Origin of the sequence: Thermomicrobium sp. CFH 73360, assembly GCF_023806465.1 — a bacterium.
In the GTDB taxonomy this organism is placed as follows: Bacteria; Chloroflexota; Chloroflexia; order Thermomicrobiales; family Thermomicrobiaceae; genus Thermomicrobium.
In genome coordinates this window covers 32,396-49,494 of record NZ_JAMSLS010000009.1, presented here as the reverse complement: position 1 = coordinate 49,494, position 17,099 = coordinate 32,396, and the positions used below count along the sequence as shown (strand labels likewise).

At 59.9% G+C, this 17,099-nt stretch carries 15 protein-coding genes; 9 read left to right on the top strand and 6 right to left on the bottom strand.

Going from position 1 to position 17,099, the window contains the following annotated elements:
• The first annotated feature begins 10 nt into the window (after positions 1-10).
• The gene (locus NET03_RS12370; RefSeq protein ID WP_252129232.1) at positions 11-937 is read left to right on the top strand and encodes a formyltransferase family protein; all 927 of its coding nucleotides are present in this window, start codon (positions 11-13) and stop codon (positions 935-937) included.
• Here NET03_RS12370 and NET03_RS12365 read toward each other — a convergent pair.
• The 5 genes from NET03_RS12365 to aroB all read right to left on the bottom strand — a co-directional run bounded on the left by NET03_RS12365 (position 895) and on the right by aroB (position 7,205).
• Complete coding sequence (locus NET03_RS12365) at positions 895-1,857, bottom strand: GDP-mannose 4,6-dehydratase (protein ID WP_252129231.1); 963 nt, start codon at positions 1,855-1,857, stop codon at positions 895-897. The genes NET03_RS12370 and NET03_RS12365 overlap by 43 nt on opposite strands.
• A gap of 17 nt (positions 1,858-1,874) precedes the next feature.
• Complete coding sequence (metK, locus tag NET03_RS12360) at positions 1,875-3,089, bottom strand: methionine adenosyltransferase (RefSeq protein ID WP_252129246.1); 1,215 nt, start codon at positions 3,087-3,089, stop codon at positions 1,875-1,877.
• Positions 3,090-3,162: 73 nt separating this feature from the next.
• The gene (locus NET03_RS12355) at positions 3,163-4,434 is read right to left on the bottom strand and encodes an adenosylhomocysteinase (protein ID WP_252129230.1); all 1,272 of its coding nucleotides are present in this window, start codon (positions 4,432-4,434) and stop codon (positions 3,163-3,165) included.
• A 32-nt stretch (positions 4,435-4,466) separates the two neighbouring features.
• Complete coding sequence (mtnA, locus tag NET03_RS12350) at positions 4,467-5,528, bottom strand: S-methyl-5-thioribose-1-phosphate isomerase (protein WP_252129229.1); 1,062 nt, start codon at positions 5,526-5,528, stop codon at positions 4,467-4,469.
• 30 nt (positions 5,529-5,558) lie between these two features.
• On the bottom strand, positions 5,559-7,205 hold the full coding sequence (aroB, locus tag NET03_RS12345; protein WP_252129228.1) for a 3-dehydroquinate synthase: 1,647 nt from the start codon (positions 7,203-7,205) through the stop codon (positions 5,559-5,561).
• A 126-nt stretch (positions 7,206-7,331) separates the two neighbouring features.
• On the opposite strand from aroB, the gene mdh reads away from it, so the two are divergent.
• Both mdh and NET03_RS12335 read left to right on the top strand, forming a co-directional pair.
• Positions 7,332-8,261, top strand: a complete 930-nt coding sequence (gene mdh, locus NET03_RS12340; RefSeq protein ID WP_252129227.1) for a malate dehydrogenase — start codon at positions 7,332-7,334, stop codon at positions 8,259-8,261.
• Between the two features lie 27 nt (positions 8,262-8,288).
• A complete protein-coding gene (locus NET03_RS12335) occupies positions 8,289-9,620 on the top strand; it encodes a molybdopterin molybdotransferase MoeA (protein WP_252129226.1) in 1,332 nt (443 codons plus the stop codon).
• On the opposite strand, the gene NET03_RS12330 is transcribed toward NET03_RS12335, so the two are convergent.
• Positions 9,617-10,522, bottom strand: a complete 906-nt coding sequence (locus NET03_RS12330) for a DMT family transporter (RefSeq protein ID WP_252129225.1) — start codon at positions 10,520-10,522, stop codon at positions 9,617-9,619. The genes NET03_RS12335 and NET03_RS12330 overlap by 4 nt on opposite strands.
• An 89-nt stretch (positions 10,523-10,611) precedes the next feature.
• Between NET03_RS12330 and NET03_RS12325 the strand changes: the two genes are divergently transcribed.
• From NET03_RS12325 to NET03_RS12305, 6 genes are all read left to right on the top strand, one after another.
• Positions 10,612-11,604, top strand: coding sequence for an ROK family protein (locus tag NET03_RS12325; protein ID WP_252129224.1), 993 nt, complete (start codon positions 10,612-10,614; stop codon positions 11,602-11,604).
• Positions 11,605-11,816: 212 nt separating this feature from the next.
• Positions 11,817-11,942, top strand: a complete 126-nt coding sequence (locus NET03_RS13635; RefSeq protein ID WP_286207465.1) for a hypothetical protein — start codon at positions 11,817-11,819, stop codon at positions 11,940-11,942.
• 35 nt (positions 11,943-11,977) lie between these two features.
• Positions 11,978-13,597, top strand: a complete 1,620-nt coding sequence (locus NET03_RS12320) for a hypothetical protein (RefSeq protein ID WP_252129223.1) — start codon at positions 11,978-11,980, stop codon at positions 13,595-13,597.
• A gap of 17 nt (positions 13,598-13,614) precedes the next feature.
• A complete protein-coding gene (locus NET03_RS12315; protein WP_252129222.1) occupies positions 13,615-14,535 on the top strand; it encodes a HEAT repeat domain-containing protein in 921 nt (306 codons plus the stop codon).
• Entirely contained in the window at positions 14,529-15,554 is a 1,026-nt protein-coding gene (locus NET03_RS12310; protein ID WP_252129221.1) for a lipid II:glycine glycyltransferase FemX, read from the top strand. The genes NET03_RS12315 and NET03_RS12310 overlap by 7 nt, the downstream gene beginning before the upstream one ends.
• A gap of 4 nt (positions 15,555-15,558) precedes the next feature.
• Positions 15,559-17,076, top strand: a complete 1,518-nt coding sequence (locus NET03_RS12305; RefSeq protein ID WP_252129220.1) for a UDP-N-acetylmuramoyl-L-alanyl-D-glutamate--2,6-diaminopimelate ligase — start codon at positions 15,559-15,561, stop codon at positions 17,074-17,076.
• Positions 17,077-17,099 lie beyond the last annotated feature (23 nt).

Genomic DNA, 17,099 nt, shown 5'->3' with positions numbered 1-17,099 from the left:
ACGGGAACCGATGATGTCAAAAGGATCTCAAATACCCCGCGTTGTGCTCTGGGGCTCCTTAAGTCGTCAAACTGCGGTTACGCTGCACGCTTTGCTCCAGGCCGAAATTCCCGTACAAGGTCTCATCGTCGCTGGCAATCCACTGCAGCACCCAATACCGTCGGCTGTGCCCTTTGCAATCTGGCACACCGATCCATTCACCATCGCTCGCCGCAGAAACATTCCTATCATCACTCTCAACCGACGTTCAAAGCTCCACGAGTTGACGCATACCACGCAACTGTCCGGTGAACTCGGACTCGTGTCATGTTTTCCCTGGAAGCTGCCAAAGGAGGTGGTAGCCTCGTATCCTGGCGGAATGCTGAATATCCACCCCTCTCCCCTACCAGCTTACCGCGGACCAGCACCGCTCTTTTGGCAGTATCGTGATGGCTGCCTCAAGACCGGCGTGGCCCTGCATGAGGTCACTGAGCAACTGGATTCCGGCCCGCTTCTGGCGCAGGTTTCTTGTACTCTTCCGCTTGCCTTCCCCGGTGATCGGCTCGAGGCATGGCTTGCTTGGTATGGGGTCGGATTGCTCCTTTGGGTTCTCCGCGGGGAGCGTACCGTGTACACGGCACCGGCCGAGTCCGTCTCTTCCGGGTGGGCACCACTCCCAGGACCAGCACAGTCAACCATCGATTGGACCTGGTCCTGCTGGCGCGCTGCACACTTCTTGGCTGGCGTCCTCCCGCTCGGTTACAACGTCACGATCGTAGATCGTGACGGCCAGAACTGGCTTGTTGAGCGTTTTCTCGCGTGGAGTTCCCACCCGCTCGTTCCACACAAGGGATCCTCCACAATCGTCTCACTCGAGTTCGCCGACGGATACCTCACCGTCCAAGCACGACCGCTTTACTCTGTCGAGCGACCTCGCCGCAGCGTCCGACGCCAATAGTCGAGCGTGTCAGCGAGCGTCTGCTCAAGCGGAATTTCCGGGCGCCAGCCAGTCGCTGCTCGCAATGCACGCGCATCACCGCGTAACGCCCGTACTTCCACCGGCCGCAGTCTCCCCGGGTCTTGTTCAACACGGAGCGCAAGTCGCGCCATCGCGAGTAAACGCTCTACCACCTCAGCCAACTTCCAGGAGTATCCGCTGGCAATATTGAACACCTGTCCAACGAAGCGCTGGTCAGCCACAAGCTCATACGCACGGACGACATCACGCACGTCAAGCAGGTCACGCTCCACGTTCAAGTCGCCGACGAGCAGAACAGGGGGGGCGAGACCGAGTTCAGCCTCGGCAATCTGTCGCGCAAAGCCAGATATCGAGAAACGCTCGCTTTGTCCGGGGCCAATATGGGTGAATGGCCGAACCCGTACCACCGGCAAGCCATAGGCCAAGTAGTACTGCAGCCCAAGGAGATCCTGACCGGCCTTACTCACGCCGTACGGGCTCAGCGGCCGAAACGGCTGCGCCTCTGTCACCGGCAGCTCGTCCTCGTGAACCAGACCGTAGGCATCAGAGGAACTCACCACGATGACGATCGGAGGCGGATCGAGTGTCCGTGCTGCCTCGAGCAAGTGCACTTGACCAATCATATTGTTTGCAATCGTTCCGACCGGATCTTGGAACGATCGCGGAACGTAACTGACAGCCGCAAGATGGAAAATCACCTCCGGTCGCCAGTAGGTGATTGTCCGCCGGACCAGTTCGCCATTGAGGAGGTCACAAACCAGATGCTGGACGAAATACGGCGACGGCGCGCTCGGACGAGCCGAGAGCCCGATCACCTCCCAGCATCCCGAGGATGCCAAATGTGCTGCCAAGTGACTTCCAGCGAAGCCGGACGCACCGGTGATCAAGGCCCTGTGCATCGTGCGGCCGCGCTCCTTTACCGTTCGGGGAGCCTTTCGACAACTCCTGCTTCCGCCCTGAGAAGCTCTGCCTTATCTGTCCGCTCCCAGGGCAGATCCAGGTCTGGGCGGCCGAAGTGTCCGTAAGCCGCAACCTGTCGGTAGAGCGGCCGTTGCAGTCCCAGTCCATGGATGATGGCTGCAGGGCGCAAATCGAAATGCTTCCGGATCAATTCCACAAGTCGTTCTTCGTCGATTCGGCCAGTTCCAAACGTCTCGACATGGATCGCGACCGGACGCGCGCGACCAATCGCGTACGAAATCTGGATTTCAAATCGATCCGCGAGACCCGCCGCAACCACGTTCTTCGCAACATAGCGTGCCGCGTACGCGCCTGAGCGATCGACCTTGGTCGGGTCCTTTCCGGAAAAGGCTCCACCACCGTGCCGTGCCATTCCACCGTACGTATCAACCATAATCTTCCGGCCGGTCATACCGGCATCGGCCCGCGGACCACCAAGCACGAATGAGCCACTCGGATTGATCAGAATTTCGGTCTCGCGATCAAGCAACTCCCCGGGGATCACCTCGTGGATAACCGCCTCGATCAGGTCGCGCCGCAGTTGCTTTTGCGACACATCGGGATCATGCTGCGCCGACAAAACGACCGTTGCCACACGTGCCGGCTGTCCATACCGATACTCGACGGTGACTTGGCTCTTTCCATCAGGCCGCAAGTACGGCAGGAGCTTCGCCTTTCGCAGGAAGGCAAGCCGCCGGACGAGGCCATGTGCCAATGCGATCGGCAGAGGCATCAACTCTGGCGTCTCAGTGCAAGCGAACCCGACAACCATCCCTTGGTCGCCCGCACCGATACGATCGAACTCGTCTACCGCGATCCCCTCACGCACTTCTAACGACTCGGAGACCCCTTGTGCAATCTCCGGAGCCTGCTCTTTCACCGAGAGGATGACACCCATGGTCTGACCATCAATCCCAAACTCCGATGTCGTGTACCCTGCCTCGGCGACCACTTGGCGCGCAATTTCCGCATAATCGACGCGTGCCGTCGTTGTGATCTCTCCAATGATGATCATCAAGCCCGTCGTCGTCGCCGCTTCGCAAGCAACACGTCCTGATGGGTCCTGTTCCAAAACAGCATCGAGCACCGCATCGGAGACCTGATCACACAGTTTATCGGGATGCCCCTCGGTCACGGATTCTGACGTGAAAAACGCTTGTGGGGCACGCATGATGCTCAGCGTCACTGTTCCCAACCCCTTCTGCTCATCGAACGGGCCGTTGCCCGCCTCCACGCGCGGCCTCTCACGTTCCGTGCTGCCAGGACATGAGATACGCCTCTTGCTCCTGCGTCAGCCGGTCGATTTCGATCCCCATGCTCTGAAGCTTCAAGAGTGCAACGTGCCGATCGATGTCCTCCGGAACTTGATAGACGCCTGGGGCCAGTTCCCCCTGACGCTGTACCAGATACACACAGGCCAACGCCTGGTTTGCAAAACTCATGTCCATGACGCTCGCCGGATGGCCCTCGGCAACAGCAAGATTCACCAACCGGCCTTCCGCAAGCACAACCAGCCCACGCCCATCTGGCAAGACAAACTCCTCCACGGCGGGACGCAAAGTCCGCCTTTCAACAGCAAGTTCTGCCAGCGCCTCCAAATTGATTTCAACATTAAAATGACCAGCATTGCAGAGAATAGCCCCATGCTTCATCACAAGGAAATGCTCGCGATCGATCACATGGACATTCCCCGTCGCTGTGACGAAGAGATCACCGACTCGCGCAGCCTCCCTCATTGGGAGCACACGATAGCCATCCATCGCGGCCTCAAGTGCCCGCACGGGATCGACCTCGGTCACGACGACCTGAGCCCCCATACCTCTTGCCCGCATTGCGATCCCTCGACCGCACCAGCCGTATCCCGCCACGACCACGGTCTTCCCAGCGAGCAGGATGTTCGTGGCGCGAAGGATCGCGTCGATCGTGCTTTGCCCGGTTCCGTAACGATTGTCGAAGAAATGCTTTGTCTGGGCATCATTGACCGCGATCGCTGGGAAAGCCAGTAGCCCATCCCGTGCAAGAGCCCGCAGTCGGATTACTCCGGTCGTCGTCTCTTCAGTCGAGCCAATCACAAACTCTAAGACGTCGCGGCGTTCCCGATGAACAGTCGTCACGACATCAGCACCATCGTCGATGATCAAATGCGGACGATAATCAAGTGCGAGATTGATATGCCGATAGTATGTCGCCGCATCCTCACCCTTGCGGGCGTACACCGAAAAACCGTCGGCGACGAGTGCAGCCGCCACATCATCCTGCGTCGATAGCGGATTACTCGCGCAGATCACCGGGATAGCTCCCGCTGCCCGAAGCGTGTAGGCCAGATTTGCGGTTTCCGTCGTCACGTGCACACAGGCGACGATGCGGATCCCTTCCAGGGGTCGCTCATGCGCGAACCGTTCTCGCAAGAGCTGTAATACTGGCATCTCACGGCGAGCCCACTCGATCCGCTGTCGCCCCTGTTCCGCAAGCCCCGGATCTGCAATGTCGTACCGAATTGCCACATGCTCACTCACCGCTCGTCCAGCTCCGTTTCTCTGATCCCGACCTACCGTCTAGCACCGCTCGCCGCCAAAAGTGCCGCAATCTTCGGTCTGTCAGGTGACGGTACGACGCCGTACTCAGTCACCAGCGCTGTGATGAGCCAGCCTGGCGTCACGTCGAAAGCAGGATTCCACACCGGGGTCTCGGCCGACGCAATCCAGGCCTCTCCCAAGCGTAGCACTTCTGCCGAATCTCGCTCCTCAATCGGAATCGCCGATCCTTCACTAACGTTCGGATCGAACGTGGAGAGTGGCGCAGCCACGTAGAAGGGAACGCGAAACCGATCTGCCGCGACCGCCAAGGCGAGCGTGCCAATCTTATTAGCGACGTCTCCGTTCACCGCCACCCGATCTGCTCCGACCACGACTGCCTGAATCTCACCTCGTGACATTAACCAGGTTGCGGCTCCATCCACGATCAATGTGTGCGGAATCCCGAGTCGCCGCAGTTCCCACGTCGTCAACCGGGCACCTTGTAGTCGCGGTCTCGTCTCCGTCACCCACACATGGTCAAGATGTCCGAGCTCGTACGCGCGTCGCACAATTCCCAGCGCCGTTCCGTATGCACCGGTCCCCAGCGCGCCGGTGTTACAGTGTGTCAGTACTCGTGCGCCTCGCGGCAGGAGCCCTGCGCCATGCTCGGCAATCGCTTGGTCGATTGCCCACTGCCGTTCCAGCAATTCCTTCACGAACTCCGAGAGGACTTGAGCGGCCTCTTCTGGATCTGTGGCGCCCACGATCCGCTCTCGTGCACGTTCGAGCCCATGGAAGAGATCGACCGCTGTCGGCCGCGTACTCACGAGGAGGCGTGCAGCAGCCTCGAAAGCTTGCCTCCAGTCACCTCCTGTGCTGGCGCTGCCACGAAGTGCCAGCGCGAGGCCCGCCACCGCAGCGATTCCGATCGCTGGCGCTCCCCGGATTCGCATCTCGCGAATCGCTGCTGCAACCTCCTCAGCTGTCCGACACTCTAGATATCGTTCCTCACGAGGGAGCGCCGTTTGATCGAGAAGAATCAGCGCATCCCCCGTCCACTGCATGGGGCGCCAGGTCGCTTCCCTCTCGGCCATCCGGTCCTCCTCGCATGACCAGCCGTGACCCTAGCCCGTAGTGAGGAGCGCGGCAGCCACCTCCCGGACCAACTGACTGGGAACATCGCGTCGCACGACCACACGACCTGGTTCGACCGGAAGAATCCAGGTCGGCATCCCGCCAGCAACCTTCTTGTCATACCGGAGACGCGCGAGTACTTCCTCCACTGGAAGTGTCGCGGTACGCGGCAAGCCCGCCGCGTCTAAGAGTTCGTCCTGGAGTGCGACCAGTTCCTCGCTGCAGAGCCCCATTTGCTGCGCAATACGTGCTGCCGCCCGCAGACCGAGCGCTACAGCTTCACCGTGGCGTAGCTGATATGCGCTGGCCGCTTCAATGGCGTGTCCCAGCGTATGCCCATAATTGAGGATTCGCCGTAATCCGCTCTCCCGTTCGTCCTGAGCCACAACGCTCGCCTTAATCACAATGTTCCGCCGAATCACCTCATCCAGATCCGTCGAATGCCACCAGTCCTCAAAGCGTCGCTGCTGGAGTAACTCCACCAACGGAGGAACAACGCTTTGGCATGTCGCCGAGTACTCAATCATCGCGTGCTTCACAACCTCCGCCCAGCCAGAACGGCGCTCCGCCTCTGGGAGTGTTTCGAGTACAGTCGGATCCGCGACCACGAGGTGCGGTTGATAAAAGGTCCCGATCAAGTTCTTCCCGAGCTGGTGGTCAACTCCGGTCTTCCCTCCCACGCTCGCATCAACCATCGCGAGGAGACTTGTTGGGACCTGTACCAGTCCAACTCCGCGGAGCACGATCGACGCCACGAATCCGGCAAGATCCCCAACCACTCCCCCTCCAAGAGCGACGACAATATCAGTGCGTTCGATACCATGCCCTAATAGCTGATCAAGTAACCACTCAACCGTGGTTAAAATCTTCGACGTTTCTCCCGGAGGGATGCGAAGCACACTGACGTCAAAGCCACCAGCCTCAAGGGCACGTCGGGTAGGCTCACCCCAGTGCCGCGCGACATGATCATCTGTAATCACGAACGCCCGCCGCGCATCTGGCCAGCGATGCCGTGCAAGCTCACCGAGCGCAGCGAGCAGCCCCGACTGGACGTAGAGATCCGAGCGGCCTGTTGCGCTCGCCAGGGCGAGAAACGGGATTAGTCCGCGCTCCGCACGTGAATGAACCGCTGCGGCGATCACTTCTACGAGTTCCTCGGGGGTCCGCCTGTCGGTTTCCACGACGATATCAGCCCGCTGGTACAGCGCGCGACGCTGCTCCCAGAGCGTGTGCAACCGCGCTTCCAGATCACCGGCCAATAGCGGCCGAGCGGACGCGGCATCCAACGCCCATTGTGAGCGGAGCCTTGCGGCAAGCGTTTCGATACGCGCGGTGAGATGCACGACGGCTGTGCCCGAACGGAGCGGAACCCAGTTCCGCTCGTCGAGCACAATCCCCCCACCAGTCGCGATGACAACGTGGCGCTGCGCCGTCGCCTGGAGCAGCGCCTCACGCTCCGCGGCACGAAACACCGACTCGCCGAATCGTGCGAAAATCTCCGTGATCGGAAGCCCAAACCGCTCCTCGACCATCTGGTCTGTATCAACCGGTCTCCAACCGAGCCGGTCCGCAAGCAGCGGAGCGATAGCACTCTTCCCGGAGCCACTTAGTCCAATCAGTGCGATTCGTTCGACCACCGGCTATCCTCTCCCAGCAACGCGCCGGTCTCGCGCGATTGTATCCCACGAATCGTGTTAGCTGTGTGTTAGGATACCGGTGATGAACGGTCCGCGAGGGCAAGGGCCCAATGGAGGCATAGAAAAATGCGACGGAAGGTCTCAATCATTGGTGCAGGTGCAGTCGGCGCAACCACGGCGCAGTATCTCGCCGGACGCAACATCGCTGATATTGTTTTGGTGGATATTGTCGAAAACCTTCCGCAGGGCAAGGCGCTCGACTTACTCGAGGCCGGACCCGTCATCGGGTATGACTGCGAGATCGTCGGTAGCAATGGGTACGAGGCGACCGCCGGCTCAGACGTGATCGTCATCACCTCCGGCTCGCCGCGCAAGCCAGGTATGAGTCGAGACGATCTTTTGCGCGTCAACATGAATATTGTCCGCAGTGTGACCGAGCAAGCTGCTCCTCTTTCGCCTAACGCGGTCATCATTGTCGTCACCAATCCGCTCGACGCAATGTGTCACGTCGCCCTCGAGGCCTCTGGTTTCCCGTCTGAGCGCGTTATCGGCCAGGCTGGAGTCCTCGATGCTGCCCGGTTCCGAACCTTCGTCGCGATGGAACTCGGTGTCTCTCCACGTGATGTGCATGCAATGGTGCTCGGCGGGCATGGAGACACGATGGTTCCGTTGCCGCGCTATACCACTGTGTCGGGGATTCCGATCACACAACTCATTCCGCCCGAGCGCATCCAGGCAATCGTCGAGCGCACTCGTGACGGTGGTGGTGAAATCGTCCGTCTCCTGGGGACAAGTGCCTTCTATGCGCCAGCAGCCTCCGTTGCCGAAATGGTCGAGGCCGTCTTGCTGGATGAGAACCGCGTCCTCGCAGCCAGCACCTATCTCACTGGACAGTACGGCATCACCGACCTCTACGTTGGCGTCCCCATCAAGCTTGGAGCCGGCGGTGTCAAGCAGGTCATCGAGATCCAACTTACGGACGAAGAGCGCGCGGCTCTTCACCGCTCTGCAGCAGCGGTCCGCGAGCTCGTGCAAGCAATGCGGCAACTCGCATAGGAGCAAGGGCGTTTAAGGAGGAGCATCATGGCGAGCACCGCAACCCACTCCTCCGGTCCACGCCAGCAGTTCATCAGTGTTGACGAGGCACGGCAGAGGATACTCGACCACTTTGTTGCTCTGCCTCCACGGCGTTTGCCATTGCTGGAGGCACTCGGACTGGTGCTTGCAGAGTCGGTTTGGGCCCACGAACCGGTACCGCCATTTACTAATTCAGCAATGGACGGATATGCGGTCCGCGCTGCTGATACAGTCGGAGCAAGCCCTGATCGTCCGCTGACCTTACGTGTGATCGGTGAGGCTCCCGCCGGTGGTGCCAGGCCGCGTCCCCATTCACCGAATGCTGGGAACCTCGCTGTACAACCTGGTACAGCGGTTCGCATTATGACGGGTGCCGTCCTTCCACCCGGGGCCGACGCTGTGGTTCGCTTTGAGGAGACAGACGAAGCCGACACGGAGAACCTTAGGGGTCGACGCGAGACCGTCACAATACGGCGTGCGGTTCTTCCCGGAGAAAATGTGCGTCCCGCCGGAGAAGACATCCCATCAGGAAGCCTTGTCTTGCAGGCGGGAACGGTACTCGGGCCAGCGCATCTTGGAATCCTGGCCGCGCTGGGTCATACCTGGGTTCTCGTTCATCCTCGGCCACATGTCGCGATTCTCGCGACTGGTGATGAAATCGTCCCGCCCGATCGGCCGCTTGAGCCAGGGCAGATCCGGAATACCAATAGCATTGTCCTCGCAGCGCTCGTGTCCCAGACCGGTGGAATCCCTCATCTCATCGGTATCGCCTCCGACCAAGACTCCGATCTCGAACGGCACTTCCACCTTGCTCGTGATGCGGATCTGATTTTGACCTCTGGCGGTGTCTCACAGGGTGACTACGATCGGGTGAAAGAGTTCCTTCGTCGTCGTGGTCGATTCGAGATCTGGCAGGTACGTATCAAACCTGGTAAACCGATGGCCTTTGGCTTCATTGACGAGACCCCAGTTATCGCGCTACCTGGAAACCCGGTCGCGAGCGTGGTTGCCTTCCTCCAATTCGCACGTCCGGCCTTGCTCCGTCTCCTTGGACGGAGCGAACTCGAACCGCTACGTGTGCGGGCGACATTGACACAACGAGTCGACAACCGCGGGCAGCGACGGCACTTCGTTCGTGCTCAAGTCGAGGCACAAAACGGGCGGTTGTTCGTTACTCCGGTACCGAACCAAGGATCTGGTGTACTAACCGGACTTGCGCGCGGCAACAGTCTCGCAGTCATCCCAGAGGAGTGGTCGGAGGCTCCAGCGGGCAGCGAAGTGGAAGTCGAACTCTACGACATGGCCACCGCGGCCGCTCTGCTTGCTGCACTACACTAACGCAGCAAAACGAGCAGTATTCCGAGCAACATGATCGCGGCACCAACAACCGCGTTGGTGCTGGGAATCTCGCCCAGGATCAGCCAGGCCAAAATGATGGCTCCGGTCATCTCCTGTGTATAAATTACGTTCGCAACGGCAGCATTCAGACGGCGCACACTCGCGTTATACAAGGTATGGCCGAGCGTATTGGGTATAAGCCCAAGACCAAGTAACGCCAAGATGACGTTCCAATCGTAGCGTGCTAGTCCAGCGCCGCTCTGCACGGCCGCTACAAGCGCAAACGGTAGAACCCATAATGCCGCAAATCCATACACTGCGACTGCATAGACAAAGAGCGGCAGACGTGTCCGCTCCCGCCTTCCCACCAGTGAATAAGCGGCATATGCTGCCGCCGAGACCAATGCCAGGCCGTCCCCAAGAGCGATACGCGCATTGAACTTGGGCTCGAAACCGGCGAGGACGACAACACCGGCAAGAACAAGAACAATCCCTATCAACTGGGCTCGGCGTAACGGCTCGCGAAGTGCAAGCGCGGAAAGAGCAGCAAGCATAATGGTAGAGGTGTAGAGCAACGGAAGAACGTGCGCGACCGGCGCAAAGCGCAAGGCAGCGTTGTATGCAACGAAGTGCACCGCGAGCGTTCCGCCATAGAGTGCGAGTCGCATCCACCCCACACTACGCATGGCGTCTAAGGCTCGACTGGGTCGGATAAAGGGGAGCAGCACGCTCGTGGCCACCACAAGTCGCCAAAACGCGATCTCGAACGCGCTGACACCTTCAGCCAATCGGATTAAGACGGCGCTGGTCGAAACTGCCAAGACACCGAAGAGAGCAAAACCCAGCCCGATGACATAGTCCACTTTGGGCTGCTCTAGCTCGACCGACTGTCGCGTCTCCACCTTCCTGGAGTCCTTCCCCGCTCTCGATCGTGGGTGGTAGGATACAACGCCTAAAGTGTCGCGTCGTCGAGTTGACCGGATCTCGAACGATGACGGAGTTGACTGTCCGGCGGTTCCGAGCCCGCCCGCCAGCGGCAAGCGACCGAGTCCTCGGACTCGCGATTGCAGGCGGTTTGCTGCGTGCAGTGGTTGCAGATGGAACAGGGCGCATTCTTGGTGAAGCATCGGAACCACTTGAGAACTTGGATGCATCAGGCGTACTGCGCCGCTTGACCCAGCTCGCCCACCTGGCCTCGACGCGCGCTGGGTTGGCCCACCTCGATGTCAAGGCAGCCGGCATTGCGTTTGGTGGACCGGTCGATCCGGTGCGTGGCCTGACCATTCTGTCACCCCGTTCACCCGGTTTCGAGCAGTACCCCTTGGCAGCATTAATTGAGGAGCGCCTTGGTATTCCAACTGTTCTGGAAAACGATGCTCGCGCTGCGGCCTTCGGTGAAGCGGTCTTCGGAGCAGCCCGCGGTTGTCAGACAGTGATCTATCTTCATCTTGGGACAGGCGTGGGCGGCGGCATCATTGTTGATGGGCGCCTCGTCTATGGCGCGAGCAATACTGCGGGTGAAATTGGTCATATTGTCGTGACGGCTGGAGGACCAATTTGTTCGTGTGGGAAGCCAGGGCATCTCGAGGCCTATGCTTCTGAACCTGCGATCATCGCTCGCGTCCTGGAAGCTTTGCTTTTGGCCCCGGACGATCCCGGACAGCAGCTGCTGGCAAGTCAGTTGACAACCCGTCGCTTATTTGAGTTCGCCCGGTTGAGCCCGACCATTCGGCGGGTGCTCGATGACACAGTCCAGATGCTCGGCTTGGCCATTGCCTCCCTGATTGCTACGCTCAATCCCGAAGCGGTCATCATCGGTGGACCAGTCGCCGAAGCTGGTCACGAACTCCTGGAGCCACTCCAGGCGCGGGTGCGGCAGTTTGCGTACCCGGCCTCGCTGCGGCGCGTGCGAGTCGCGTTCGCCGAACTTGGCGCGGACGCGCCGGTGATCGGCGCTGTGGCGCTCGCCCTCGCTCGCACGTGACACTTGGATCCCCAGGGAAAATGAGATGAGCAGAGAGTCTCCCAAAGCTCATGGTCCTGTCGCCATTCTCCGCGGTGCAATGAGTAAATCAGTCTTTCAAACACTACTTCGCCGACACGACGGTCGACACGCTCCCAGTGCACGCTGCCCCCTGTTGCGAGGTAGACGGCGAGGAGGTATCCTTGTTTGGTGGCGCGACTGAAGGGGGTGGCATGTCCACACCGACCCTGAGCCCAGAAGTCCAGAAGACGCTCGTGCAGATCCTCCGCGAGCTCGGTCGTCCGGCGTCCACGGAGGAACTCGTGCGACTGCTTCGCGAGCGTCTCCAAACTGCATGACGAGCCGCGACATGTGAACAAAGGGAGCCTACGACGTGGCTGAGACGACTCAGCTGTCAACTCTGCCGGAGATCGAGTTTCTGGGCAGCGAGGAGGAACAGCGCCTCGCACAGCGTGTGTTTGCCTTGCTCCGTGCGACAGCACGCTTTTATCCCTTGAATGCGCCGATTCGGGTTCCTTTGGCGGTTCTCGCCGAGCATTTCTCGACTGTTGATCCGGCTGTGTCGTCTGCCGAGTGGGAGGAGCGGCTCCAGAAGGCGATCGCCGCAAACGCGCATGTCTTCGCCCTGGAGATCGAAGAAGGGAAAGTATTCGTTGCAACCACACGTGCCGGAAAGCCCCCCTTGCCCCCCGAGGCACTGATCGACACAGCGCATCAACTTCCCCGGCGCTTCATGGAGCCACCGCCGGAGGCCGTGGCCCCGGTGCGTCGGCCACCAGTCGCCGAGCCGGTACCAGCAGTAAGTGAGCAAGAACACCCGCCGGTCGAGGAAGTCGAGGTCGTCGAGCAGCCGCGCCTCCAGGTCGTTGAAGATATCTCAATGCTTTCCGACGAGGAGCTCGCTGCTGCGATCCGCGCGACACTCGGCAGCACACCGGAAGTCGTTGGATTCGGTGATCTCTGGGCTCCAGCCGAGCTTGTGCCGCGCCTGTCCCGAGGAGATGTCCGACGCATTCGCGAGTACATCGTCGAACGCGGTGAGCCACTGACTGATGCCGAGCTCCTCGAAGTCGTCTTGGGAGTCCGCCCGACTGCCCCCGACTTCGCTTTGCAACAGCTCGCCCTGGATGCACGGCTGGCGAGCGAAGACGATTTCGAATTCGTCGGCGTTCCGGGCGGTCATGCGTGGACCGTGCGCGAGGTGAACCCGGTTCTTGCTCCGAAGCGCCGCCCAGCCGACATTGGACAGGATTACCGGTTCCTGCTGGAAGAACTTCAGGGGATCACTCCGGGCAGCGAAGCTGTCGTCGATCACGTTCTGACCTTCTATGAGCATTACCACGGCGTCTTGCCCTACAATGCCTTGCTTGCCTCAGTCTTGCCACCACGCGTGTACCCGAGTCAGACCCGAGCCCTCCTCCGCTTTGAGGCGCCACAGACACACGAGACGTTCTACGTGGAACTCCGCTACCCGACGGCGAATCGCGGGGGTTTTCTCTTCGGGTTCGAGCACTTCTTCGCCGCCAACCTTGTCGCGGGCGCACTGATCACCATCGAGCGCTCAGAACAACCCGGGCACTTTATCATCGACTATCTGCCGATCTCTCGGCAGGAGCGCCGCCTCCTGGCACTGGACGAGAAGCAGCGCAAGTACATCTTCAAGCCCACAACGTATTTCTGCGCGGTCCAGGACAGCATGTTGCTCACCGAGCAACGGTTCCCGCGCTTTGCCGGCCAGGAACCACTCGACGAACGAACCCGCCGCTCATACGAGCGTGTCCTAGAGATCACCTTCGAGCGGGTTGGAGAGAACGTCGGTACGGCAGAGTCGCCGCGTTACATGGCAACGCTCGATGATCTCGTTGCGGGGGTCAATGTCGAGCGCCCGTTGAGTGCGGATAAGATCCGGCAACTCCTGACCTTGGGAGAGTTTCCGCAATTTGAAGCGGATCCCGACGTCGCAGACCTGTACTACTTCACACCACATCGCTGACAGACACACGAGGTGACATGGTAGGGACGTCCGATCTTCAGAAACTTCTCACCCGCTTGAGCGGACAGATCCGAGCAAGCGATATCGCGCAACTATCCGATCTCCCTCGTGCCACAGCTCGCACCCTGCGCCAGCTGTGGCCAACGGTTCCGGTTGCAAATCGCCGGCGGATCATACGCGAGATGGTCGAACTGAGCGAGTTGAACCTTTCATTGAATTTCCGTCAGGTCTTCCTTGTCGCGCTCGACGACCCTGATGCTGAAGTACGACGAAGCGCTGTGGATGGGCTTTGGGAGGAAGAAGATCCCGCCATCTTGAGACGACTGCTGGCGCGACTAGCGGTTGAGACGGAGATTCCAGTCCGCGCGGCACTCGCTCAAGTTCTTGGGCGGTTCGCTGAACTTGACGTCTTTGGCCGACTTCCCCGCCAGGAGAGCGAGGAACTGCGCAGCGCACTCATTGCACTGCTGGACCCACGAGAGCCAATCGACGTTCGACGTCGAGCACTCGAGTCTGCCGCTGTCTATGCGGATGCGACAGTCATCGCAGCAATCGAGGAGGCGTACTGGTCAGGAGACCCGCTCTTGCGTACCAGTGCGTTGTATGCGATGGGACGCTCAGTCGACCGCCGCTGGCTTCCCCTCCTGCTGGATGAACTCCACAGCGAGGATCCTGAACGCCGCTACGAGGCGGCGACCGCTTGCGGCGAGTTAGGCGCAGAGGAAGCTGTCGACGATTTAATTGGTCTCACGAGCGATCCCGATCGCGATGTTCAAGGGGCTGCGATCCTCGCTTTGGGACGGATCGGCGGCACAGTGGCCACGAATGTTCTCCGTCGGCTCGCCCGCTCAGCCGATCCCGTGGTGCGGGAAGCTGCAGAAGAGGCACTCGCCGAAGCGGTTTTCGCCGCTGATCCTCTCCGGCCGACTCCATGGTGACGCACCTCGCCCCTGCACAGACGATTGAAGACTCAGAAGCATGGGATGCTCTTGTCTTACACTTTGGGGGCCGCCTCCTCCAGAGCTGGCGGTGGGGCGAGTTCAAGAGGCGACACGGCTGGAAACCTTATCGGATTATCGTCCGCATCGGCGGTGCTACTGGCCTCGCCCAGATTCTCGTGCGACGTGTCTACGGGTTATCTGTCCTTTACATCCCCCGTGGCCCATTGGCAGACGCTGTGTCGCCTGAATTGGCTGTCGCTTTTCGGGAGGCTGTCGACCGGCTCGCTCACGCGACCCGTGCGATCAGCATCCTTGCCGAACCAGAAGATGAGCGTGGTCTTACGCTTCTACCGGAACATCTCGGTTGGCGTCCAAGTCCCTTTGTCATCCAGCCCCGGCGTACGCTGCGTCTTCCCCTCGGTGACGACGATCAGCTTCTCAACCAGATGAAGCCGAAAACACGCTACAACGTGCGCCTTGCGTTTCGGCGGGGTGTGACCACTCGTCAAGCCTCGCTCGCAGAACTCCCAACGTTTTACGAACTCCTCCGTGAGACAGCCGAGAGAGACGGCTTCGGTATTCACCGCATCGACTACTTCAGCGATCTTCTCCGTGTATTCAACGAAGACGCTGCACTGCTCTTCGCAGAATTCGAGGGGCAGCCGGCTGCGGCGGCATTGGTTGTTCGCTTTGGGGAGGAGGCCGTGTACTTGTATGGCGCCTCCAGAACCGAACTGCAACGACATATGCCAGCCTATGCGGTTCAGTGGGCCGCAATGCAATGGGCTCGCGCAAGAGGCTGCCGGTGGTACGACCTCTGGGGCATTCCTGAGTCAAACGAACTTCCCCCTGATACGGACGAAAACCACCTTAACGTCCGCTTCGGACTCTGGGGTGTTTACCGCTTTAAGCTTGGGTTCGGAGGGCATCCGTATACTTACCCCGGCACGTGGGAGCTCGTTCGGCAGCCTCTCCTCGTTTGGCTGTGGCGTCGCCTGCGGCCGTTAGGAGGCTGATCATATGCCGAAACTCCAGGAATTGCTTCACGATCTTCCCGTGGAAATCCGAGGTGATCCCACTGTCGACATCAATGCCATCTCATACGACTCACGGTGCGCCAGTCCAGGGAGCCTTTTCGTTGCGCTGCGTGGTGAACACACTGACGGGCATTTGTATCTGGCCGACGCTCGCACTCGTGGTGCGGTCGCAGCACTCGTGGAAGAATGGCCAAATCAACTAACTGTGCAGCTACCAGCAATAGCTCGTGTAGCCGATACCCGAGTAGCCTTGGCGACTCTCGCTGCCCGTTTCTACCAATTTCCAGCTCAGAGTCTTGGGCTTGTCGGTGTCACCGGAACTGATGGGAAAACCACCACTTCCTTTCTCATTGACAGTATCATGCGAGTAGCAGGCTACCGCACTGGACTCATCGGGACTGTCGCAATCCGCATCGGTGACGCATGGTATCAGCATGACCTTCGCCAAACGACCCCGGAGTCACTCGACGTGCAACGCCTTTTGGCCGACATGCGTGCTGTCAATGTGGAGTGGGCAGTTCTCGAGGCGACAAGTCATGGCCTTGTCCTTCATCGACTGGACCACTGTCCGTTCGATATTGCAGTTGTAACCAACGTCACCCAGGAGCATTTGGACTTTCACGGCACAATCGAGAACTACCGACGAGCAAAAGGAAAACTGCTCGAGTTCGTTCGCGATCGGGGCGCCCGCCCATATCCCACAGGCATCGTGTTGAACGCCGACGATGAGGGAGCGCGCTCGCTGGCTTATTTCGCCGGAGACACGCCAATTCTCTGGTATTCCACCAGAAGACAGGCGCAGCTGACTGCTGATGCGATCCGTGTCTCCACGAAGGGAACCACTTTTCGTTTCCATGTCGGCGAACAGATCGCCGATGTTACGCTCCAACTTATTGGCTCTTGGAACGTCGAGAATGCGCTCGCCGCAGCAGGAGTCGGGCTCCTACTGGGTCTCCCGCTCGACGTGATCATTCGCGGACTCGAACAGCTTCCCAGCGTACCGGGGCGCTTCACAAAGGTCGATTGTGGGCAGCCGTTCAGTGTGATTGTTGACTACGCTCATACGCCGGAGTCTTTCCAGCGCGTTTTGCCGCTCGCGCGACAGATCGCGAGAGGACGCGTTATCGTGGTTTTCGGAAGTGCTGGTGAACGAGACCGTGTCAAGCGCCGGCTTCAGGGCACGATAGCTGCTCAACTAGCCGACTTTGCGATCCTGACGTCTGAGGACCCGCGTTTCGAGGATCCAAGGTTCATCATCGATGAAATCGCTGAAGGGATGCGTTCGGCCGGTGCACGCGAAGGCCAAAACTATCTGCGCATCGAAGATCGCCGGATGGCGATTCGGGAGGCACTTCGACGTGCGCAGCCGGGCGATATTGTCTTGCTCTTGGGGAAGGGGCATGAGCAGTGCATCATTTACGGCTCCGAACGCCGACCGTGGGACGAACTTGCCGAGGCCCAGAGCGCGTTGGAGGATCTCGGCTATCGCTGCTCGCGCTGATACTCTCCGTGGTGCTGACGATC

Coding starts and splice junctions, on each gene's coding strand:
- NET03_RS12365 (WP_252129231.1), bottom strand. CDS start 1,857: ATGCACAGGGCCTTGATCACCGGTGCGTCCGGCTTCGCTGGAAGTCAC.
- NET03_RS12370 (WP_252129232.1), top strand. CDS start 11: ATGATGTCAAAAGGATCTCAAATACCCCGCGTTGTGCTCTGGGGCTCC.
- NET03_RS12335 (WP_252129226.1), top strand. CDS start 8,289: ATGGCGAGCACCGCAACCCACTCCTCCGGTCCACGCCAGCAGTTCATC.
- NET03_RS12315 (WP_252129222.1), top strand. CDS start 13,615: ATGGTAGGGACGTCCGATCTTCAGAAACTTCTCACCCGCTTGAGCGGA.
- NET03_RS12305 (WP_252129220.1), top strand. CDS start 15,559: ATGCCGAAACTCCAGGAATTGCTTCACGATCTTCCCGTGGAAATCCGA.
- mdh (WP_252129227.1), top strand. CDS start 7,332: ATGCGACGGAAGGTCTCAATCATTGGTGCAGGTGCAGTCGGCGCAACC.
- mtnA (WP_252129229.1), bottom strand. CDS start 5,528: ATGGCCGAGAGGGAAGCGACCTGGCGCCCCATGCAGTGGACGGGGGAT.
- NET03_RS13635 (WP_286207465.1), top strand. CDS start 11,817: ATGTCCACACCGACCCTGAGCCCAGAAGTCCAGAAGACGCTCGTGCAG.
- metK (WP_252129246.1), bottom strand. CDS start 3,089: ATGCGTGCCCCACAAGCGTTTTTCACGTCAGAATCCGTGACCGAGGGG.
- NET03_RS12325 (WP_252129224.1), top strand. CDS start 10,612: ATGACGGAGTTGACTGTCCGGCGGTTCCGAGCCCGCCCGCCAGCGGCA.
- NET03_RS12310 (WP_252129221.1), top strand. CDS start 14,529: ATGGTGACGCACCTCGCCCCTGCACAGACGATTGAAGACTCAGAAGCA.